Source organism: Cellulomonas terrae, from assembly GCF_007990265.1.
Taxonomy (GTDB): Bacteria; Actinomycetota; Actinomycetes; order Actinomycetales; family Cellulomonadaceae; genus Cellulomonas; species Cellulomonas terrae.
Genome location: NZ_BJWH01000001.1, coordinates 128,229 through 148,834 on the forward strand (window position 1 = coordinate 128,229; position 20,606 = coordinate 148,834).

21 protein-coding genes and 1 pseudogene are annotated in these 20,606 nt (G+C 73.1%); 10 read left to right on the forward strand and 12 right to left on the reverse strand.

Annotation, left to right across the window (positions count from 1 at the left end; genetic code table 11):
- Window positions 1-12: 12 nt before the first annotated feature.
- From CTE05_RS00565 to CTE05_RS00595, 7 genes are all read left to right on the forward strand, one after another.
- Window positions 13-972, forward strand: coding sequence for an NADPH:quinone oxidoreductase family protein (locus CTE05_RS00565; RefSeq protein WP_246123171.1), 960 nt, complete (start codon window positions 13-15; stop codon window positions 970-972).
- Complete coding sequence (locus tag CTE05_RS00570) at window positions 969-1,700, forward strand: glucose 1-dehydrogenase (RefSeq protein ID WP_146844193.1); 732 nt, start codon at window positions 969-971, stop codon at window positions 1,698-1,700. Before CTE05_RS00565 ends, CTE05_RS00570 begins: the two co-directional genes overlap by 4 nt.
- Before the next feature lie 98 nt (window positions 1,701-1,798).
- Window positions 1,799-2,542, forward strand: coding sequence for an ABC transporter ATP-binding protein (locus tag CTE05_RS00575; protein ID WP_146844194.1), 744 nt, complete (start codon window positions 1,799-1,801; stop codon window positions 2,540-2,542).
- Window positions 2,539-3,249, forward strand: a complete 711-nt coding sequence (locus tag CTE05_RS00580) for an ABC transporter ATP-binding protein (RefSeq protein ID WP_146844195.1) — start codon at window positions 2,539-2,541, stop codon at window positions 3,247-3,249. Before CTE05_RS00575 ends, CTE05_RS00580 begins: the two co-directional genes overlap by 4 nt.
- A complete protein-coding gene (locus CTE05_RS00585; RefSeq protein ID WP_146844196.1) occupies window positions 3,249-4,127 on the forward strand; it encodes a branched-chain amino acid ABC transporter permease in 879 nt (292 codons plus the stop codon). The genes CTE05_RS00580 and CTE05_RS00585 overlap by 1 nt, the downstream gene beginning before the upstream one ends.
- A complete protein-coding gene (locus CTE05_RS00590) occupies window positions 4,124-5,218 on the forward strand; it encodes a branched-chain amino acid ABC transporter permease (protein WP_146844197.1) in 1,095 nt (364 codons plus the stop codon). Before CTE05_RS00585 ends, CTE05_RS00590 begins: the two co-directional genes overlap by 4 nt.
- 5 nt (window positions 5,219-5,223) lie before the next feature.
- Window positions 5,224-6,489, forward strand: coding sequence for an ABC transporter substrate-binding protein (locus CTE05_RS00595; protein ID WP_146844198.1), 1,266 nt, complete (start codon window positions 5,224-5,226; stop codon window positions 6,487-6,489).
- A gap of 53 nt (window positions 6,490-6,542) precedes the next feature.
- On the opposite strand, the gene CTE05_RS00600 is transcribed toward CTE05_RS00595, so the two are convergent.
- From CTE05_RS00600 to CTE05_RS00620, 5 genes are read right to left on the reverse strand one after another with little or no spacing between them, the layout of a single operon-like run.
- Window positions 6,543-8,123: a long-chain-fatty-acid--CoA ligase gene (locus CTE05_RS00600; protein ID WP_146844199.1), complete on the reverse strand. Its 1,581-nt coding sequence runs from the start codon at window positions 8,121-8,123 to the stop codon at window positions 6,543-6,545.
- Window positions 8,120-9,328, reverse strand: a complete 1,209-nt coding sequence (locus CTE05_RS00605; protein ID WP_146844200.1) for an acyl-CoA dehydrogenase family protein — start codon at window positions 9,326-9,328, stop codon at window positions 8,120-8,122. The genes CTE05_RS00600 and CTE05_RS00605 overlap by 4 nt, the downstream gene beginning before the upstream one ends.
- Window positions 9,328-10,377 carry a phosphotransferase family protein gene (locus tag CTE05_RS00610; protein WP_246123172.1) on the reverse strand — a complete coding sequence of 350 codons (1,050 nt, stop codon included), beginning with the start codon at window positions 10,375-10,377 and terminating at the stop codon, window positions 9,328-9,330. The genes CTE05_RS00605 and CTE05_RS00610 overlap by 1 nt, the downstream gene beginning before the upstream one ends.
- A gap of 58 nt (window positions 10,378-10,435) precedes the next feature.
- Window positions 10,436-10,840, reverse strand: coding sequence for an acyl-CoA thioesterase (locus tag CTE05_RS00615; RefSeq protein ID WP_146844201.1), 405 nt, complete (start codon window positions 10,838-10,840; stop codon window positions 10,436-10,438).
- A complete protein-coding gene (locus CTE05_RS00620) occupies window positions 10,837-11,475 on the reverse strand; it encodes a QsdR family transcriptional regulator (protein ID WP_146844202.1) in 639 nt (212 codons plus the stop codon). Before CTE05_RS00620 ends, CTE05_RS00615 begins: the two co-directional genes overlap by 4 nt.
- A 101-nt stretch (window positions 11,476-11,576) precedes the next feature.
- On the opposite strand from CTE05_RS00620, the gene CTE05_RS00625 reads away from it, so the two are divergent.
- Both CTE05_RS00625 and CTE05_RS00630 read left to right on the forward strand, forming a co-directional pair.
- Window positions 11,577-12,770, forward strand: a complete 1,194-nt coding sequence (locus tag CTE05_RS00625; protein ID WP_246123173.1) for an acyl-CoA dehydrogenase family protein — start codon at window positions 11,577-11,579, stop codon at window positions 12,768-12,770.
- On the forward strand, window positions 12,770-13,993 hold the full coding sequence (locus tag CTE05_RS00630) for an acetyl-CoA C-acetyltransferase (RefSeq protein ID WP_146844204.1): 1,224 nt from the start codon (window positions 12,770-12,772) through the stop codon (window positions 13,991-13,993). Before CTE05_RS00625 ends, CTE05_RS00630 begins: the two co-directional genes overlap by 1 nt.
- 60 nt (window positions 13,994-14,053) lie before the next feature.
- Here CTE05_RS00630 and CTE05_RS00635 read toward each other — a convergent pair whose 3' ends face one another.
- From CTE05_RS00635 to CTE05_RS00645, 3 genes are read right to left on the reverse strand one after another with little or no spacing between them, the layout of a single operon-like run.
- A complete protein-coding gene (locus CTE05_RS00635) occupies window positions 14,054-14,509 on the reverse strand; it encodes a MaoC family dehydratase (protein WP_146844205.1) in 456 nt (151 codons plus the stop codon).
- Window positions 14,506-15,255: a 3-oxoacyl-ACP reductase FabG gene (gene fabG / locus CTE05_RS00640; protein WP_146844206.1), complete on the reverse strand. Its 750-nt coding sequence runs from the start codon at window positions 15,253-15,255 to the stop codon at window positions 14,506-14,508. The genes CTE05_RS00635 and fabG overlap by 4 nt, the downstream gene beginning before the upstream one ends.
- Entirely contained in the window at window positions 15,252-16,364 is a 1,113-nt protein-coding gene (locus CTE05_RS00645; RefSeq protein WP_146844463.1) for an alcohol dehydrogenase catalytic domain-containing protein, read from the reverse strand. Before CTE05_RS00645 ends, fabG begins: the two co-directional genes overlap by 4 nt.
- 100 nt (window positions 16,365-16,464) lie before the next feature.
- On the opposite strand from CTE05_RS00645, the gene CTE05_RS00650 reads away from it, so the two are divergent.
- Complete coding sequence (locus tag CTE05_RS00650) at window positions 16,465-17,598, forward strand: serine hydrolase domain-containing protein (RefSeq protein WP_146844207.1); 1,134 nt, start codon at window positions 16,465-16,467, stop codon at window positions 17,596-17,598.
- A gap of 92 nt (window positions 17,599-17,690) precedes the next feature.
- Here the strand turns inward: CTE05_RS00650 and CTE05_RS00655 are convergent.
- From CTE05_RS00655 to CTE05_RS00670, 4 genes and pseudogenes are all read right to left on the reverse strand, one after another.
- Window positions 17,691-18,101 (reverse strand): annotated as a pseudogene (locus CTE05_RS00655) (NUDIX hydrolase); the annotation flags it as partial.
- A 41-nt stretch (window positions 18,102-18,142) separates the two neighbouring features.
- Window positions 18,143-18,619, reverse strand: coding sequence for an NUDIX hydrolase (locus CTE05_RS00660; protein ID WP_307724274.1), 477 nt, complete (start codon window positions 18,617-18,619; stop codon window positions 18,143-18,145).
- A gap of 14 nt (window positions 18,620-18,633) precedes the next feature.
- Complete coding sequence (locus CTE05_RS00665; RefSeq protein WP_146844210.1) at window positions 18,634-19,290, reverse strand: LuxR C-terminal-related transcriptional regulator; 657 nt, start codon at window positions 19,288-19,290, stop codon at window positions 18,634-18,636.
- Window positions 19,287-20,591, reverse strand: coding sequence for an ATP-binding protein (locus tag CTE05_RS00670; protein WP_146844211.1), 1,305 nt, complete (start codon window positions 20,589-20,591; stop codon window positions 19,287-19,289). Before CTE05_RS00670 ends, CTE05_RS00665 begins: the two co-directional genes overlap by 4 nt.
- Window positions 20,592-20,606 lie beyond the last annotated feature (15 nt).

Sequence of the window (20,606 nt, forward strand, 5' to 3'; positions counted from 1 at the left end):
GCGTGGCAGGTGGTGCGACACGGGGAGCCGGCCGAGGTCCTGGAGCTCGTCGAGGTCCCGGACCCGATGCCCGGTCCCGGGCAGGTGCTCGTCCGCGTCCGGGCGGTCGCGGCGAACTTTCCCGACGTGCTGCTCGCCCGCGGCGAGTACCAGGTCCGGCCGCCGCTGCCCTTCTCCCCCGGCATCGAGCTCTGCGGCGAGGTGGTCGCGCTCGGTGACGGCGTCACGCGTGCGGCGCTCGGCGACCGCGTCGTCGGGTCGAGGATCGGGGTCCTGTCGGAGCTGGCCGTGCTCGACGAGCGCGAGGTCTTCCCGGCTCCCGTCGCGCTGGACGACGCCGGGGCCGCCGCACTGACCATCGGCTACCAGACCGCCTGGTTCGGCCTGCACCGGCGGGCGGAGCTGCAGCCGGGCGAGACCCTGCTCGTGCACGCCGCGGCCGGGGGCGTCGGCAGCGCGGCGGTGCAGCTCGGCGCGGCCGCGGGTGCGCGCGTGATCGGCGTCGTCGGCAGCGCGGCGAAGGCAGAGGTCGCGCGGAAGGCGGGGGCGGACGTCGTGGTCGACCGGTCGGCGCAGGACGTCGTCGCGGTGGTCAAGGCGGAGACCGGCGGTGCCGGGGCCGACGTGGTGTTCGACCCCGTCGGCGGCACCGCGTTCGAGCAGTCCACCAAGTGCATCGCGTTCGAGGGCCGGATCGTCGTGGTCGGCTTCGCGGGCGGGACGATCCAGGCCGTCAACGCGGGCCACGCGCTGGTGAAGAACTACAGCGTGCTCGGCCTGCACTGGGCGCTCTACGCGCAGCGCCGGCCCGAGCTCGTCGACGCGGCGCACGCCGAGCTCACGCGGCTGGTCGACGCCGGTCAGGTCCGGCCGGTGGTCGGTGACGTCGTCGCCTTCGAGGACGCGCCCGCCGCGGTGCAGCGGCTCGCCGACGGCACCACGACCGGCCGTCTCGTGGTGCGCGTCCCGTGAGGCTCGACGGACGCGTCGCGATCGTCAGCGGCGCCGCACGAGGGCTCGGCGAGGCGTTCGCCCGGGCACTGCACGCCGCGGGAGCGCGCGTGGTGGTCGCGGACCTGCTCGACGACGACGCCGGCGAGCTGGCCGCCGAGCTGGGCGACCGTGCGCTGCCGACGCACCTGGACGTGACGTCGCCGGAGAGCTGGGCCGCCACGGTCGACGCGACCCGCGCGAGGTTCGGCACCGTCGACGTCCTGGTCAACAACGCGGGCATCGCGAACGCGGGGCCGATCGACCACTACCCCCTGGCGAAGTGGGACGCGGTCATCGCGGTCAACCTCACGGGCGTCTTCCTCGGCGTGCAGGCCGTGGTGCCGACGATGAAGGCGGCCGGCCGCGGCTCGATCGTCAACATCTCGTCGGTCGAGGGCATGCTCGGCGGCTCCCACCTGCACGGCTACGTTGCCTCCAAGTTCGGCGTCCGGGGCCTGACCAAGTCCCTCGCGGTCGAGCTGGGTCCCGACGGCATCCGGGTCAACTCCGTGCACCCCGGCTTCGTCCGGACGACGATGACCTCGCGTCTGGACCCGACCGCGGTGCCGATCCCTCTCGGTCGACCGGCGCTCCCGGCGGACGTCGCGGGCACCGTGGTCTTCCTCGCGAGCGACGACTCGGCGTACACGACGGGCACCGAGCTCGTGGTCGACGGCGGCATGATCGCGGGCGTCCCGCACTCCTGATCCTGTGCGCGAAGGCGTGATCGAACCGTGTCCTCAGGAACATACCGTCCGGTCGGTTTCTGTTGTACTTTCGTCCTCACCGACACGAAGAGGTGCCGATGTCTGCACAGACGACGCCCGTCCGCACGGGTGACCCCCGCTTGGCGGTGCGCAGCCTGAGCGTGCGCTTCGGGGGCCTGAGCGCCCTCGACGACGTGAGCCTGGACGTGCACGAGGGCGAGGTCGTCGGGCTCATCGGCCCGAACGGCGCGGGCAAGACGACGCTGTTCAACGCGGTCTGCGGGCTGGTCCGCGCGAGCGCGGGCGCGATCACCGTCGGCGGCGTCCCGCTCCCGCCCGACCCGACGCGCCTGTCTGCCCGCGGCGTCGCCCGCACGCTCCAGGGCCTGGGCCTGTTCCGCGGCCTGACCGTCCGGGAGAACGTGCTCGCCGGGTGCCTCGGCGCCACGGACCCCGGCACGGACGCGCAGCGGCAGCTCGACGCGCTCGACCTCGCCGCGCACGCCGACCGGTCGGTCGGCGACCTGCCCTACCCCGAGCAGAAGAAGGTCGCGCTCGCCCGGGCGCTCGTCGCCGAGCCGCAGCTGCTCCTGCTCGACGAGCCTGCCGGCGGCCTCGGCCCCGACGACATCGCCGCGCTCGGCGACCTGGTCCGGCACACCGCCGCCACCGGCTGCGCGGTGCTGCTGGTCGAGCACCACGTGGACTTCGTGATGGGCGTCTGCGACCGCGTCGTCGTCCTCGACTTCGGGCGGGTCATCGCGACCGGCACCCCCGACGAGGTCGCGGGGGACCCGGCGGTCGACGAGGCGTACCTGGGGATCGAGGTGACGACCCCGTGAGTGCGCTCCTGGAGGTGCGGGGACTGACCGTCGGCTACGGCGGCGCACCGGTGCTCCGCGACGTCGACCTCGACGTGCCCGCGGGCAGCATCGTCGCCCTGGTCGGCGCCAACGGTGCCGGCAAGACGACCCTGCTGCGGACCCTGTCCGCCCTGGTTCCCCTGACGCGCGGCAGCGTCCGGCTCGCCGGGCAGGACCTCGCCGGGGTCAGCGTCGAGGACCGCGTCCGGCGCGGGCTCGCTCACGTCCCGGAAGGCCGCGGCGTCGTCGCGGAGCTGACGGTCGACGAGAACCTGCGGCTCGGCGGGCTGTGGCGCGGTCCCGACCGGCGCGCGGCGGTCGCGGAGGTCTACGAGCTGTTCGAGCCGCTCGCCCGGCGCCGGGACAACCCCGGCCACCAGCTCTCCGGCGGCGAGCGCCAGATGCTCGCGCTCGGCCGGGCGCTGGTGGCACGGCCCACGGTCCTGCTGCTCGACGAGCCGTCCCTCGGGCTCGCGCCGCGCGTCGTCGCCCAGATCATGGGCGTCCTGCGATCGCTGGCCGATCGCACCGGGCTGACCGTGCTGCTCGCCGAGCAGAACGTCGTCGGGGCGCTGTCCGTCGCCGACCACGGCGTCGTCCTCGGGCTCGGTGAGGTCGTCGCGTCCCGGCCCGCGCACGAGCTCGCGGCCGACGACCGCCTCCGCCACGCCTACCTGGGGTTCTGATGGACCGACTCGTCTTCCTCCTGGGCACCGGCCTCGCGCGCGGTGCCGTCCTCGCGCTCTTCGCCCTCGCCCTCGTGCTCATCTGGCGCGGGGCGCGCGTCGTGAACTTCGCCCAGGGCGCCATGGCGGTGGTCAGCACGTACGTCGCGTTCGAGGTGACGTCGCTGACAGGCAGCTACTGGCTCGGTCTGCTGGCCGCGCTGCTGGCGGGCGGGCTGCTCGGGTTCGCAGTCGAGCGCGGGGTCATGCGGTTCGCGTCGCCTGCGTCGCCGCTGTCCGGTGTCATCCTGGCCATCGGGCTCGTGATGGTGCTGCAGTCGGCGCTCGGGATCCTCTTCGGGCCCGACTACCGGCCGATGCGGGTGCCGTTCGACGACCGCGCGATCGTCGTCGGCGGGGTGCCGCTGCTCTCCCCGTACGACCTGTTCGTGCTGGTCGTGGCGGTGGTCGTGATGGGCGCGCTGGCGGTCCTGTTCCGGTGGACGTCGCTCGGGCTGCAGATGCGCGCCGCGGCGTTCGCCCCCGAGGTCTCACGCCTGCTCGGCGTCCGCGTGTCGCGCACCGTCACCGTCGGCTGGGTCCTGTCGAGCGTCGTCGGGTCCCTCGCGGCGCTGCTTCTCGTGCCGACGAGCCTCGGCCTGAACCCGCACGCGACCGACTCGCTGTTCGTGCTCGGCTTCACCGTCGCGGTGGTCGGCGGGCTCGACTCGCCGGTCGGCGCCCTGGTCGGCGGGGTGGTCGTCGGCGTCGCGATGAGCCTGGTCACCGGCTACCTCGGCGCGGGTCTGGTGCCGATCGCGGTGCTCGTCCTGCTCGTGCTGGTGCTCCTCCTGCGACCGGCGGGCCTGTTCGCGGCGGCGGAGGCGAGGCGCGCATGACCGGGCGACAGCGGCTGCCGGGACAGCGCCCGCTCCTGCGCACCCTCCTGGTCGCGGCGGGCTGGACGGTCGTCGCCCTCGGCGGCACGTTCGCGCTCGACCCGTTCCGCAACTACCAGCTCGCGCTCGTCGCGGCGTACCTGTGCGCGACCGCCGGGCTCACCGTGCTCGTCGGGGCCACCGGTCAGCTGTCGCTCGGGCACGCCGCCCTCATGGCCGTCGGCGGGTACGGGTTCGCGCTCACCAGGAACGCGCTGCCGTTCGACGGCCTCCCGGCCTTCGTGGTCGCCCTGCTGGCGGGGGCGCTGGCCAGCGCCGTCGTCGGCCTGCTCCTCGGGCTCGCCGCCGCGCGGCTGTCCGGGCCCTACCTGGCCGGCCTGACGCTCGCCGTCGTGATCGCTCTTCCCGCCGTGGCCTCCACGTGGTCGACCGTGCTGCACGGCGACCAGGGGGTCCACATCGCGTTCGAGGGCGTGCCCGACGCGCTGCGCCGGGTGGTCGCGCTCGAGCAGTGGCAGGCGATGGTGGCGGTCGTCGTCACCTCCGCCGTCGTCACCGGCCTGACGGTGCTGCGCGGCGGGCGGTTCGGGCTGCGGATGCTCGCCGTCCGGGACGACGAGGTGGCTGCCCGACTCAGCGGCATCCCCGCCGGCCGCGTCAAGGTGCTCGCCTTCACCGCCAGCTCGGTCGCGGCCGGGGTGGGCGGTGCGGTCCTGTGCTTCGTCGCCCAGACCGTGAGCCCGGGCGCCTACACCGTCGGGTTCTCGCTGCTGCTCGTCGTCGCCGTCGTCGTCGGCGGGCTGGGCAGCATCCTGGGCGCCGCGCTCGGGTCGGTGGTCATCGTGCTCCTGCCCTGGCTCATCGGCAGGCTCACGGCGAACCTCCCGGCCGACGCCGCCCAACGACTGGACGGGAACCTCGCGGTCCTCGTCTTCGGGCTCCTGCTCATCACGGTGATGGCGGTCGCCCCGCACGGTCTCCACGGAGCGCTCGTCGCCCGACGGCGCCGCCGCCCCAGCCCCGACGTTCCCCGTCCCACCGCAGAACCCGCACCGCGCAAGGTCCTCGTCCCTACCGAAGAACAGAGGTGACACCGATGTCACAACGCTCCCGGTCCGTCGCGCTGATCGCCACCACCGCCCTCGCCGCTGCGGGCCTCGCCGCCTGCAGCACCCCGGAGCCGTCCCCCGGCGTCACCGAGGACACGGTCACGGTCGGCACCCACACGCCCCTCACCGGCCCCGCCGCGGCCGGATACTCCTCCATCTCGGCGGCCACGAAGGCGTACTTCGACTACGTCAACGACAACGGCGGCATCAACGGCCGCAACATCGAGTACATCGTCAAGGACGACGGGTACAACCCGGCGACCACGTCGACCGTGGTGCGCGAGCTGGTCCAGGAGGACGAGGTCTTCGCGGTCATCAACGGCCTCGGCACGCCCACGCACTCCGCGGTGGTCGACTACCTCAACGAGAACGACGTGCCGGACCTGTTCGTCGCCTCGGGCAGCCCCAAGTGGGACCAGCCCGACACGTTCCCGAACACCTTCGCCTACAACGCCAACTACATCGTCGAGGCCAAGGCGCTGGCCACCTACGCCCAGGAGACCTGGCCGGACAAGACGTTCTGCGTCCTCGGCCAGGACGACGACTTCGGGACCGACTTCACCACCGGTCTCGTCCAGGTGCTCGGTGCCGACGGGCTCGCCTCGACGCAGACCTACTCCGTCTCCGTGCAGGACGTCGTCGCGCAGGTCGGGGCGATGCAGGCGGCCGGCTGCGAGGTCAACTTCCTGGCCACCGTCAACGGGTTCACGGCGCTCGCGCTCGGCACGGCGGCGAAGATGAAGTACGGCGCCCAGTGGGTGTCGTCGTCGTCGGGCGGTGACTATCCGACCCTCGTCGGCTACCTCGGCGAGGACGTCGCCCCCCTGCTGCTCCAGGGCTTCGTCAGCTCCAACTACCTGCCGTTCAGCCCGGACGACGCGTGGGTCGCGCTGTTCCAGGAGATCAACGACGAGTACAACGACGGCGCCCCGTTCAGCGGCAACAAGATCTACGGGATGTCCGTGGGCTACCTGTTCGCACAGGCGCTGGCGAAGGCCGGCGACGACCCGACCCGCGAGAGCCTCCTCGACGCGCTCGAGGTGGGCGCCCTGACGGGCAACGGCATCGTGCCGCTCGGCTTCTCGACGGACAGCCACGCGGCGTTCGAGGGCGTCGGCATCACGGTGGTCGACGAGGGTGTCCAGGACTACGTCGACGGCGAGATCTACACGACGGACGCCGGCAACGGTCCGGTCGAGCCCTACACGGGCGAGGCCGTGGCGCTCGAGGGTGACGGCATCCCGACCGCCTGACGCCCGCATGCCGCAGGCCCGGTCCCCCACGAGGGGACCGGGCCTGCGGTGTGTCAGGCGCGTGCCGTGCTGGCGGAGAACTGGGCGACGAGCTCGCGCTTGAGCACCTTGCCGCTGCCACCGAGCGGGAGGGCGTCGACCAGGTGGACGACGCGCGGGAACTTGTAGGCGGCGATCCGCTCCTGCACGAACGCCACCAGCTCCTCGGGCGTGGCCTCGTGCCCGTCGAGGAGCACGACCGCGGCGTGCACCTCCTGGCCGCGCGCCTCGTCGGGAAGCCCGAACACCGCGGCGAACGCGACGGCGGGGTGCCGCATCATCACGTCCTCGACCTCGCTCGGGTACACGTTGTAGCCGTTGCGGACGATCATGTCCTTCTTTCGGTCCACGATCGTGACGATGTCGTCGGCGTCCTTGGTGCCCAGGTCGCCGGTGCGGAACCACCCGTCGACGACGGCGGCGGCGGACGCGTCGGGGTTGCCCAGGTACCCCTTGAACAGGGCGTGGCCGCGCACGACGATCTCGCCCAGCTCGCCGACCGGCAGGTGGACGATGCGGTCGTCGATGTTCGCGTCGGCGATCTCGATGTCGACGCCCCACAGCGGGCGGCCGACGGTGCCGGGCCGGATCGGCTCGCCGACGTGGTTGAACGCCACCGCCGGCGAGGTCTCGGTCAGGCCGTAGCCCTCGTGGACCTCGGCGCCGAACTCCCGGTCGAACGCCTCCAGCACCGCCACGGGCAGGGCGGCACCCCCGGAGACCGCGTACCGCAGCGGCGGGCGGTCGGTGCTGCGTGCGGCAGCCTGGATCAGCCCGATGTACATCGTCGGGACCGCCGTGAAGACGGTCGCGCCGTGCTGCACCATCTGCGCGAGCGCCTGGTCCGGGTCGAACTTGGGCAGCAGGATCACCGCGGCACCGCGCCGGAACGCGGTGTTCATCACCGACACCTGGCCGAACGTGTGGAACAGCGGGAGGCCGCCGAAGACGACGTCGTCGCGCACCATGTCGAACAGGTCGATCAGGGCCACGTTGACCTGCTCGACGATCGCCAGGTGCGACCCGACGGCCCCCTTGGGCCGGCCCGTGGTGCCGCTCGTGTACAGGATCGTGGCGGGGCTGATCGGGTGCACGGACTCGTACCGGTCGATCGCCCGGGCAGCCGCGGCCTCGTCCTCCAGGCGCGGGAACGGCACGTCCATCCCGTCCGGGACGAGCACGGTGAGCAGCGAGATGCCGGCCCGCGCGGCCGCAGGGGCGGCCTCGGCGAGCATCGGTGCCGCGGCGACGAGGACCGTGGCGCCCGAGTCGCGCAGGACGAACTCGATCTCGTCGGCCTTGAACAGCAGGTGCACCGGCACGACGACCGCGCCGAGGGCGAGGACGCCGTAGTAGACGCGGGCGAAGTCGGGCACGTTCGGCACGATCATCGCGACGCGGTCGCCCGGTCCGATCCCGCGGGCGCGCAGCGCTCCCGCGTACGCGCGGGTCTGGTCCCACAGGTCGCCGTAGCGGACCACGTGGTCCCCCAGGAAGAACGCCGTGCGGTCGGGCATGCGGTGGGCGGTCTCGGCGAGGATCGCCGCGACCGACATGCTCCCGTAGCCCGCACCGTCGAGGGCCTGATCGGTCATGTCACTGTCCCTTCTCGTCGTCGAAGCTGGGCTCGCCCGAGGGAGGCGAGGTGGACCTCGTCCGGACCGTCCGCCAGGCGCAGGGCCCGGGCGGCGGCGAACATCTCGGCCAGCGGCTGGTCACCGGACAGGCCGGCCGCGCCGAACAGCTGGATGGCCCGGTCGAGGATCTGCTGCACGGCCCGCGGGACCGCGATCTTGATGGCCTGGATCTCGGTCATCGCCGCGCGGTTGCCGACGGTGTCCATGAGCCAGGCGGTCTTGAGCACCAGCAGCCGCAGCGCCTCGACCTGGAGGCGGGACTCGGCCACCCACTCGCGCACGACGCCCTGGTCCGCGAGCGGCTTCCCGAACGCGATCCGCGATGTCGCACGCTCGACGACCAGGTCCATCGCCCGCTCGGCCATGCCCAGGGAGCGCATGCAGTGGTGGATCCGGCCCGGACCGAGCCGGGCCTGCGCGATCGCGAACCCCTGCCCCTCCCCGGCGAGGATGTTGCCGACCGGCACGCGCACGTCGTCGAACACGATCTCCGCGTGCCCCCCGTGGTCACGGTCGTCGTAGCCGAACACGGTCAGCGGCCGCACGATCCGCACCCCCGGCGCGTCCCGCGGGACCAGGACCATGCTCTGGCGACGGTGCCGCTCCGCGGTCGGGTCGGTGGCGCCCATGACGACCAGGAGCGCGCAGTCGGGGTTCATCGCGCCCGTCGACCACCACTTGCGGCCGGTGATCACGTACTCGTCGCCGTCGCGGACGATGCGGGTGGCGATCTGGGACGCGTCCGACGAGGCCACGTCCGGCTCGGTCATGCAGAACGCGGACCTGATCTCGGCGTCCAGGAGCGGCTCGAGCCACTCCTCCTTCTGCTCGGGCGTGCCGAGCTCGGTGAGCAGCTCCATGTTCCCGGTGTCCGGGGCGGCGCAGTTGAACGCTGCCGGGGCCAGGCGCGGGCTGCGGCCGGTGAGCTCGGCGACGGGGGCGTACTGGAGGTTGGTGAGCACGGACGGCAGGAAGAGGTTCCAGAGCCCCTGCTCTCTGGCCAGGCCCTGGAGACGCCGGACCACCGGCCGTGTGCCCCACTCCGTGGGGGTCGCCGCCAGCTCCGCCTCCAGCACGGGCTCGGCCGGGTAGACGTGCTCGTCGAGGAACCGCTGCGTGCGGGCGACGACGTCGACCGTGGTGGCGTCGGGCGCGAAGTCCATCAGCGCCCCACCCCCGCCAGCTGCGCGAGCCCCTCGTCGGCCAGCGGCGCGACGAGGGCGCCGATCCGGTCGAAGCCGTCTCCGACGGTGTCCCCGCCGAGGAAGCGGACGTGGATGCCCTCGAGGATGACTGCGAGCTTGTAGGCGGCGAACGCCCGGTACCAGCCGAGGTCGGGCACGCTGCTGCCGAGCCGGGCGCTGTAGGCGTCGACCAGCTCGTCGAACGACGGGTAGCCCGCGGCCTGGTCCACCGCGCTGGGCGCGACGCTGCCGCCGCCCTCGATCTCCCGGATGTGCCAGTAGAGCCCGAGCATGCCCAGGTCCACGGCGGAGTCCCCGAGCGTCGCCATCTCCCAGTCGAGGATCGCAGTGATGCGGGGACCGCCCCCGACCAGTGCGTTGTCCAACCTGTAGTCCCCGTGCACGATGCTGCTCCGGCGCGTGGTCGGGACGCGCTCCGCCAGACGTTCCTGCAGGTCGTCGAGGCTGGGCACCGGCCGCGAGCGGGACCCGTCGAGCTGCGTCCGCCACCGCCGCAGCTGCCGGTCGAGGTATCCGTCGGACCGCCCGAGGTCCGCGAGCCCGACGTCGGCCGGTTCGATCGCGTGCAGCTCCGCCAGCAGGGTGGCGAGCTCCAGGCTCACGGTGCGCAGCTCGTCGGCGGTGTAGGTGGTGTTCTGCGACGGGTGGGCCAGGACGGTGCCCTCGACGAGGTCCATGACGTAGAACTCACCACCGGTGCCCGCGGACGGGTCGTCGACCAGCGCGACCACGGGCGGGACCGGGACGCTCGATCCCTGCAGCGCCGAGATCACGCGGTGCTCCCGTGCCATGTCGTGCGCGGTGGTCTGCACGTGCCCGAGCGGTGGCCGGCGGACGACGAGCGGCCGCAGGCCCCCGTCGACCCGGTACGTGAGGTTGCTGCGCCCCCCGGCGATCACCCGCGCGGACAACGTGCCGTCGCCCACCACGTCCGGGTGCTCACGGCGCAGGTACGCCTCGAGCTGCGCCACGTCGAGCCCGGGTGGGTCCGGCATGCGTCGGGTCATCGTCGACCACCTCTCCGGGTGGCACCTCGTCATACCGCCCGGTCGGTATGCTACCGGATCAGACGACCAGGTCGCGCTCGATCGCCGCACGGATCCCGTCCGGGATCGGCACGGGACGGCGGGTCGCGTCGTCGACGAACACGTGCACGAACCGCCCCTCGGCCACCAGCTCCCCGTCGCGCAGGATGCCGAGCTCCCAGGTCACGCTCGACGTCCCCAGCCGGCCCGCCCGCAGGCCGACCTCGAGCGGCTCCGGAAAGGCTGCAGAGGCCTTGAACTCGCACGACGACGACACGCAGACGCCGATCGGCTCGCCGGCGGCCGGGTCCAGCCCCGCGACCGACATGAGCCAGACGTTGATCGTCGTGTCCATGGCCTCGTAGTAGACGGTGTTGTTGAGGTGGCCGTAGACGTCGTTGTCGTTCCAGCGCGTCGCGAAGGGAGCGGTGTGCGGGTAGGTCACGGGCGCAGCACCAGCTCGAAGGCCGCACGCGCCCGGTCCGCGCTCGGCCGGTCGCCGTTGATGAGGTCCGCGTACGTGAACGACTCCGAGATGCGGACCAGCAGATAGGCGAGGTCGTGCGCGCTCACCCCGCGACCGAACGGCTGCTCGCCCAGCTCCTGGCGCACGAGCGCCTCGACGACCGCGACGTACCGCCGCTGGATCTCGCTCTCCTTCGTCGTCAGCAGCCGCAGCGCCCGGGCGGGCTCGCGCTGGAGGAAGCCACGGAAGTAGTCGGCGGTGATGAGGTCGCCGGCGAAGTGCGTGAGGACCGCGGACACGCGCGCGGCACCCTCGGTGCCACGCGTCGCCGCCTCGGCCTGCTCGAGCGTGGGGACGGCCAGCGACCACAGGACCTCGGACAGCAGCGCGTCGCGGTTCCCCACCCACCGGAACAGCGAGGTCCGGTCCACGCCGAGCTTCGTCGCGAGGCGGCCCATGTCGATGCGAGCACCCTCGATGAACGTCGCGCGGGCGGCGACGAACGCTCGCACCGCCTCCGCGTGCTCCCCGTCCTCCAGCCGTTGGGACAGCCACGAGGGCGCGACCTGCGTACCGATGCGGCCGAGGCTGAGGGCGGCGTCAAGGTTCGACATGGCGGCAACCTACTCCTCCTCGCTGGAGTCTATGCAACATCTCAGAAAATGATGCACACTCGGGGATGAGATCAGAGCCGATCCCCGAGCGGAGCCATGACGTGACTCAGACCGATGTTTCCCACGCCCTCCTGACGAGTGACTTCTACTCGTTCCAGGACCTCCTCACCCCCGACGAGAACGCGCACGTCATGGAGATCCGGGAGTTCCTCGAGCGTGACCTGCGGCCCATCGCGGACGACTACTGGGACCGCGCCGAGTTCCCCGTGCACCTCATCCCCGAGGTCGGCCGGCTGGGCATGCTCGGACCGGTGTGGCCGGAGACCCAGCGCTTCGAGAACAGCGCGCTCTACCGCGGCTGGGTCGCGCTCGAGCTCGCACGGGTCGACCCCGGCTTCGCGACGTTCGTCGGCGTCCAGAACGGGCTGACGATGGGCGCGATCGGCGTCGGCGGCTCCCCGGAGCAGCGCGCCGAGTGGCTCCCGCCGATGGCCACGGGCGAGGTGATCGGCGGCTTCGGGCTGACCGAGCCGCTGTCCGGCTCCGACACCGCCCGCGGGCTGCGCACGACCGCGCACCGCACCGGCGACACGTGGGTGCTCAACGGCGCCAAGCGCTGGATCGGGAACGCCACGTTCGCGGACGTCGTCGTCATCTGGGCGCGGGACACCGCGGACGACCAGGTCAAGGGCTTCCTCGTCCGCCGCGGCACGCCCGGGTTCACCGCGACGAAGATCGAGCGCAAGCAGGCGCTGCGGTCCGTGCAGAACGCCGACATCCTGCTCGACGGCGTGGTCGTCGACGAGGCCGACCGGCTGCCCAACATCCACTCGTTCAAGGACGTCGCCATCGTCCTGCGCCTCACCCGCGCGGAGGTCGCGTGGCAGGCCGTCGGGGTCGCCGTCGGCGCCTACGAGGCCACGGTGAGGTACGCGTTGGCGCGCGAGCAGTTCGGCAAGCCCATCGCGTCCTTCCAGCTGGTCCAGGACCGGCTCGCGCGCTGCCTGGGCAACATCACCGCGAGCATCGCGATGTGCGTGCGCGTGTCCCAGCTGCAGGACGAGGACCGGCAGCACGACCAGCACTCCGCGCTGGCCAAGGCGCACACGACCAGCGCGATGCGGGAGACCGTGGCGCTCTGCCGCGAGACGCTCGGCGGCAACGGCATCCAGCTCGACCACGGCGTCGCGCGCTACATGGCTGACGCCGAGGCCGTGTTCTCGTTCGAGGGCACCCACGACATGAACAACCTCATCGTGGGGCGTGCCATCACCGGCATCGCGGCGTTCGTCTGATGGCCGAGGCGTACATCGTCGCGACGGCCCGCTCCCCCATCGGCCGCGCGTTCAAGGGCTCACTGAAGGATCTGCGTCCCGACGACCTCGCCGCGTCGATGGTCCGGGCGGCCCTCGCGCAGGTGCCGGACCTCGACCCCGGCCGCGTCGAGGACCTGCTGCTCGGCTGCGGCATGCCCGGCGGCGAGCAGGGCATGAACATGGCCCGGATCGTCGCGGTCCTCCTGGGGCTCGACGGCGTGCCCGGCACGACCGTCAACCGGTACTGCTCGTCGTCCCTGCAGACGACGCGCATGGCGTTCCACGCGATCAAGGCCGGCGAGGGCGACGTGTTCGTCTCCGCGGGCGTGGAGTGCGTGAGCCGGTCCGCGATCGGGAACAGCGACTACATCCCCGGGGCGTCTCTGGAGAACCCGCGGTTCGGCGACGCCGTCGCCCGGACGGCCGCACGCGCCGTCGACTCGTCGCCGTGGACCGACCCGCGCGAGAGCGGCCTGCTCCCCGACGCCTACATCGCGATGGGCCAGACGGCGGAGAACGTCGCCGCCCTGACCGGCACCACGCGCGCCGCGCAGGACGAGTTCGCGGCGCTCTCGCAGAACCGCGCGGAGAAGGCGCTGGCCGACGGGTTCTGGGCCGAGGAGATCACCCCGGTGACCCTGCCGGACGGCAGGGTCGTCTCCGCCGACGACGGCCCCCGCGCGGGCGTCACCGTGGAGTCGCTCGCCGGCCTCACCCCGGTGTTCCGACCCGACGGCACGGTCACCGCGGGCAACTGCTGCCCGCTCAACGACGGCGCCGCTGCGATCGTCGTCGTCAGCGACCGGGTCGTCGACGAGCTGGGCCTCACGCCGCTCGCCCGCATCGTGTCCACCGGGGTCAGCGGCCTGTCGCCCGAGATCATGGGCCTCGGACCCGTCGACGCGTCGCGGATGGCGCTGGCGCGTGCGGGGCTGACCATCGACGACATCGACCTGGTCGAGCTCAACGAGGCGTTCGCGGCGCAGGTGCTGCCGTCGGCTCGGGCGCTGGGGATCGACCACGAGAAGCTGAACGTGCACGGCGGCGCGATCGCCGTCGGCCACCCGTTCGGCAGCACGGGTGCGCGGCTGACCACCACGCTGCTGCACGGGCTGGCCACCCGCGACGCGACGTTCGGCCTGGAGACCATGTGCGTGGGCGGCGGCCAGGGCATGGCGATGGTCGTGGAGCGCGTCTCGTAGACGGCACCACAACGTCCGAGGACGTGGTCGCTCCGGCGACCACCTCCTCGGACGTTGCGGTCAGGCGGCGAAGTACAGGACGACCGTCTCCGCGATCAGCGCGGGCTTCGTCGCGCCCTCGATCTCGACCGTGACGGTGAACGTCGCGCGGACGCCCTGCGGGGTCGGCTCGGCGGACGTCACCGTGGAGGTCGCCCGGATGCGCGAGCCCGCCGTGACCGGCTGCAGGAAGCGGACCTTGTCGAGCCCGTAGTTGACCACCAGCCCGGTCCCGCCGACCTCCACGAGCCCGTCGGTGAGCGCCGGGATCAGCGACAGGGTCAGGTACCCGTGCGCGACGGTCGCGCCGAAGGGGCCCTGCGCCGCCCGGACCGGGTCGACGTGGATCCACTGGTGGTCGTCGGTGGTGTCGGCGAACGCGTCGATGCGCGTCTGGTCGATCGTGAACCACCCGTCGGCGGTGACGGACTGCCCGATGACGTCGGCCAGCCCGGCCGGCGTCGCGACGGCGATCATGCCTTCGGACCGCCGGCCACGTAGAGGACCTGCCCGTTGACGAAGCCCGCGGCCTCGGAGCAGAAGAACGACACGGCGTTCGCGATGTCCTCGGGCACCCCGATGCGCCCGACGGGGATCTCCTTGGCGGCGGCCTCGACGAACTGCTCGTACGTGAGGTGCATGCGCTCGGCGGTCTGCCGGATCATGTCGGTGCCGATGAACCCGGGCGCCACCGCGTTGGTCGTGATCCCGTACCGGCCCAGCTCGAACGCGAGCGTCTTGGTGAACCCCTGGATCCCTGCCTTGGCCGTGGCGTAGTTGGCCTGCCCGCGGTTGCCCAGCGCCGACGTGCTCGACAGGTTCACGATCCGCCCCCAGCCGGCCTCGACCTGGTGCGTCTGCACCGCGCGGCTCATGAGGAACGCCCCGCGCAGGTGCACGGACATCACGGAGTCCCAGTCGTCCTCGGTCATCTTGAACAGCAGGTTGTCGCGCAGGATCCCCGCGTTGTTGACCAGGACGGTGGGGGCGCCGAGCTCGTCGACGACGCGCGCGACGGCCTCTGCGGCGTCCTGCGTGCTGCCGACGTCGGCCCCGAGACCGATCGCGGAACCTCCGGCGGCCCGGATGGCGTCGACCGTGTCCGCGCAGTCCTCCTCCCGCAGGTCGAGGACGGCGACGTGGAGGCCGTCGGCGGCCAGCCGGATCGCGGTCGCGGCGCCGATGCCACGGGCGGCTCCGGTCACGAGGGCGGTTCTGGTCACAGGTGGGTCCTTTCGTCGAGAACGATCAGCTGGCGGAGCTCGCCACCGGCCGCGAGGCGGTCCATGGCGACGTCGAGGTCGTGCAGGGTGATGCGGGAGGAGACCAGGCGTTCGAGCGGCAGCCGCCCGGAGCGCCACAGGTCGACGTAGAGCGGGATGTCGCGGGCCGGGACGGCCGACCCGAGGTAGCTGCCGACGACCGTCCGCGCCTCGGCGGTGAGCGTCAGCGGGCTCAGGGAGGCGCGGGCACCGGGCGCCGGCAGGCCGACGGTCACGGTCGTGCCGCCCGGCGCGGTCGCCGCGAGCGCGGTCTCGAAGGCGCGGGCGCTGCCGGCCGCCTCGATCACGACCGGTGCCCGGACCGAGCCCAGCTCCGCGGGCGTGCAGGCGGCAGACGCGCCGTTGGCCCGGGCCGCGTCGAGCTTGTCCGCGAGCGCGTCCACCCCGATGACCTCGAAGCCGAGCGCGACGGCGACCAGCAGGGCAGCCATGCCCACACCCCCGAGCCCCACGACCATCACCGTGTCACCCTCCCGCGGACGGCCCGCGTTGACCACCGCGCCACCCCCGGTGAGCACCGCGCAGCCGAGCAGCGCGGCGACCTCGGGCGGGACGTCGGGGTCGACCCGGACGACGGAGGTCCGGCTGACCACGGCGTGGCTGGCGAAAGCGGACACGCCGAGGTGGTGGTGGACGGGCGCACCGTCGCGCGAGAGCCGTCGGTGGTCCCCGACGAGCACGCCGAGCCCGTTCGCCGCGCTGCCCACCCGGCACGGCAGGCGCCCGTCGGTCGCGCACTCCGGGCAGGCGCCGCAGCGGGGCAGGAACGTCATGACGACGCGGTCACCCCGCGCGAGGTCGTCGACGCCGTCGCCCAGCGCCTCGACGATCCCTGCGGCCTCGTGTCCCAGCAGCATCGGCGTGGGCCGGACGCGGTTGCCGTCGACGACGGACAGGTCGGAGTGGCAGACCCCGGCGGCCTCGATGCGGACCAGCAGCTCGCCGGGTCCCGGGCCGTCGAGCTCCAGCGGCCCGACGGTGAACGGCCTCGACCGCGCGAAGGGCGCGGGCGCGCCGGAGCGCTCGAGCACGGCACCCACGATCTGCACCAGGACCTCCCAGGACGACGCCGTTGTCTTCCACACATACCGACCGCGCGGTATGTTGCAGCCACACAGTACACACGATCCGCCGATGCAGGAGGGCTCGATGACGAGCACACCGGTCCAGGGCGTCGCCGACGAGCGGTTCGCCGCCCTGCGCGACGCGTTCCAGCAGCACCTCGACACCGCCGAGGAGCTGGGCGCGAGCCTCGCGGTCGTCGAGCACGGCACGCTCGTGCTCGACCTCTGGGGCGGCTGGGCCGACCAGGCACGGACGACGCCGTGGGCCGCGGACACCCTGACCAACGTCTGGTCGATCTCCAAGACCATGACGTCCCTGACGGCGCTCCTCCTCGTCGACCGCGGGCTCCTCGACCCCGACGAGCCCGTCGGCACCTACTGGCCCGAGTTCAAGGCCGCAGGCAAGGAAGGCGTGCTCGTCCGCCACCTGCTGAACCACACCTCGGGCGTCTCCGGCTGGGACCAGCCCGTGACGAGCGACGACATCCTCGACGTCCCCGCCGCGACCGCCCGCCTCGCCGCGCAGGCGCCGTGGTGGCCGCCGGGCACGCTGTCCGGCTACCACCTGCTCGACTACGGGCACCTGGTGGGTGAGCTCGTCCTGCGGGTCACCGGCCGGACGCTCGGCGAGTACTTCCGCACCGAGATCGCCGAGCCGCTCGGCGCCGACTTCTGGCTCGGCCTGCCCGCGTCGCAGGACGGTCGCGTCAGCCACGTCGTGCCGCCACCGCCGTCGCAGCTCGACCTGTCCCAGCTGCCTCCTGAGTCCCCGGCGCGACGCACGCTCGGCGGCCCTGGGCTCGACGCCTCGATCACGTGGACCCGGGCCTGGAAGGCCGTAGGAATCGGCGCCGCCGGTGGCCACGGCAACGCTCGCTCGGTGGCGACCGTGCAGTCCGTGCTCACCCACGGCGGCGGCCTGCTCTCCCCCGAGACGATCGACCGGGTCTTCGCGCAGCACACCGACAACGTCGACCTCGTCCTCGGCGTCCCGCTGCGGTTCGGCCTCGGCTACGCGGTGTCGAACCCCGCCAGCACCCCGTACGTCCCCGAGGGGCGCGTCGCGTTCTGGGGTGGCTGGGGCGGCTCGCTCGTCGTCAACGACGTCGACCGCGGGCTCACGTTCGCCTACGTCATGAACCGCATGTCCCCGGGCATCCTCGGCTCACCGCGCTCGGACGCCTACCTGCAGGCGCTCTACGGCTCGCTCGACGCCTGAGCCGGGTCGCCGACGTCCCCGGTCCGGCGGGCGAGCGTGAGCAGACCGTGCGCACCGGTCGGCCGACCGTCGTCGTCCCCCGGCACCGCGAACCCCGCCATCCGCAACGCGATGTCGACCAGCTCCACCCGGTCGAGCGCCGGCACGTCGGCCAGGTCGAACCACGCCACGGTGTCGGTGCTGCCGTCGACCTCGTCGCGCAGCTCTCCGCCCACGACGTGCGCGCGGTACACGATCCGCAGCCCGTGCAGGGGGCCGTCGCTCGGGTCGAGGCGCATCGCAGCCGGCACGACGATCGAGTCGATGCCGAGCAGCTCGTCGAGCTCCACGTGGTAGCCGGTCTCCTCGAGGACCTCCCGCACCGCGGCGTCCGCCGGGTCCTCGCCCGGGTCGATGCCACCGCCGGGCAGCGTCCACCCCGACCGCCCACCCTCGACCCAGTGCGGGAGCAGCACGCGCCCGGCCTCGACAACGACGGCGTAGGCGGCGACGCGTTGCTTCACCGGCAAGAGCCTAGGGGGTCCGACGTCTCGCCGACCCACGCTCAGACGTCGACGGGGTGCGCACTCACGGCGGCGCGCGGCGGGTCGACCACGATGTCGTCGGTGCCGTCGATCGACTCACCGGCCAGCCGCAGCCCGACGTCCACGAGAGACACCCGCCGCAGGCTCGGCACCTCGGCGAGGTCGAACCAGGCCACCGCATCGGTGCTGCCGTCGGCCTCGTCGCGCAGCTCGCCTCCGACGACGTGCGCGCGATAGAGGATGCGCAGCCACTGGAAGGCGCCGAGCGACGGATCGACGAGCTCGCCCGCCGGGACCAGGACCGAGTCGATCCCCAGCAGGCCGTCGAGCTCGACACGGTAGCCCGACTCCTCGAGGACCTCGCGCACGGCCGCGTCGGCCGGGTCCTCCCCCGGCTCGATGCCTCCGCCGGGCAGCGTCCACCCGCCGACGACCTCGTCGGGCCAGTGCGGGAGCAGGACGCGCCCGTCCTCGACGATCACGGCGTAGGACGCCACGCGCAGCCGCACCGTCACAGCAGGCGTCGCGCCGCCGCCCAGCGCGTCAGCTCGTGCCGGCTCGACAGCTGGAGCTTGCGCAGCACCGCGGAGACGTGGGTCTCGACCGTCTTGATCGAGATGAACAGCTCCGAGGCCACCTCGCGGTAGGAGTACCCGCGGGCGATGAGGCGCATGACCTCGCGCTCCCGGGCGGACAGGCGGTCGAGCTCGTCGTCGCCGATCGCCACGTCCCCCGCGGCCGCGCCGAACGCGTCGAGCACGAACCCGGCCAGCCGTGGGGAGAAGACCGCGTCCCCGCCGGCCACGCGGCGGACCGCGTCCGACAGGTCCGTGCCGTCGATCGCCTTCGTGACGTACCCGCGGGCGCCCGCGCGGATGACCGCGACGACGTCCTCCGACGCGTCCGAGACGGACAGCGCGAGGAACCGGGTCTCGCCCAGCAGGTCGGTGCAGGCCTTGATGACCTCGGCGCCACCGCCACCGTCGCCCCCGGGCAGGTGCACGTCGAGCAGCACCACCGGCGGCTTGAGCTCACGGACCAGCCGGATCGCCTCGTCGACCGAGTCCGCCTCGCCGACGACACGGACCCCCGCGTCGAGGGACGCCTTCACACCGGTCCGGAACATGTGGTGGTCGTCGACCAGCACCACGTCGACCGCTTCGCTCATGACACGACTCCTTGTTCGTCCCCCGCGCGGACCGGCACCACCAGGTGCACCTCGGTCCCACGCTCCGGGCTGCTCGTCACCTTCGCCGTACCTCCACGACGCCGCACGCGCCCGATGATCGACTCGCGCACCCCGAACCGGTCGGTGCCCACCTCGTCGAGGTCGAACCCGTCGCCGTGGTCCCGCACGAACACCTCGACCTCCGACGACCCGACCTCCAGGTACAGCGAGACGGGCGGGCGCCCGTGCACCACCGCGTTGACCAGCGCCTCGCGCGTGGCCTGCAGCAGGGCCTCGGTGTCGGCGTCGGGCACGCGGTCGCCGACGACGACCGACTCGATCGCCACCGGGTCCCCCGTCGGGCCGGACCGGGAGTCCTCGACCTCGGCGACGATCCCCCGCAGCGCCGCCGCGACCGACGTGCCCGGCGCGGGACGGTCGTCGTAGAGCCACTCGCGCAGCTCCCGCTCCTGGGCGCGCGCCATGCGGGCGACCTCCGCGGAGTCGTCGGCCCGCGAGCGGATGAGGGCGAGGGTCTGCAGCACGGAGTCGTGCAGGTGGGCGGCGATGTCGGCACGCTCCGACTCCCGCGCGCGGGCCGCGCGCTCGTCGCCGAGCTCGCGCACCAGCCGCAGCCACCACGGCGTCAGGACGAGGGCGACGCCGAAGAGCATCACGACGGCGGCGATGATCGACTGCGCCAGGGTCGCGGCCTCGACGCCCTCGCCCGACGCGAGGCCGACGAACAGCAGCACCCCGACACCGGCCAGCAGGATCCCCCCGGCGACCCGCAGCAGGCTGACCGGCGTCCGGCCGCCCGCGCGGTCCTTGAGGCGGCCGCGCTGCACGGCGTCCAGCTGGCTCCACGCGAGCCAGAGGCCCGCCAGGACGATCACCGCGGGCAGCAGCCAGTCCGCCTGCACGTCCGCACCGGACCGGACCGCGATCAGCAGGGTCGCCGCCACGACGAGGACGCCGCCGATGGCGATATCCGTCACGGGGAGGCGGCGGCCCGGCTCGACGATCGCCTGCCGTCGCGCGAGCCTCGTCAGCGTGCTCGGTCGCACCTCCTGCGCCGCATCCGCCGGGTCGCCGGCCGGGATCGCGAGCCACCAGAAGACGTACAGCACGAGGCCGACGCCGGCGACGGGGGTGAACAGGACGAACGCGAGCCGCACCAGCGCGACCGGAACGTCGAGGTGTGCGGCGAGCCCGAGCGCGACACCACCGACGACCCGCCCGCGCGCGGGTCGGCGCAGCGGGAGCCGGCGGGTCGCGGCGACGGTCGGAGCGGGGTGCACGGTCCGATCGTCACA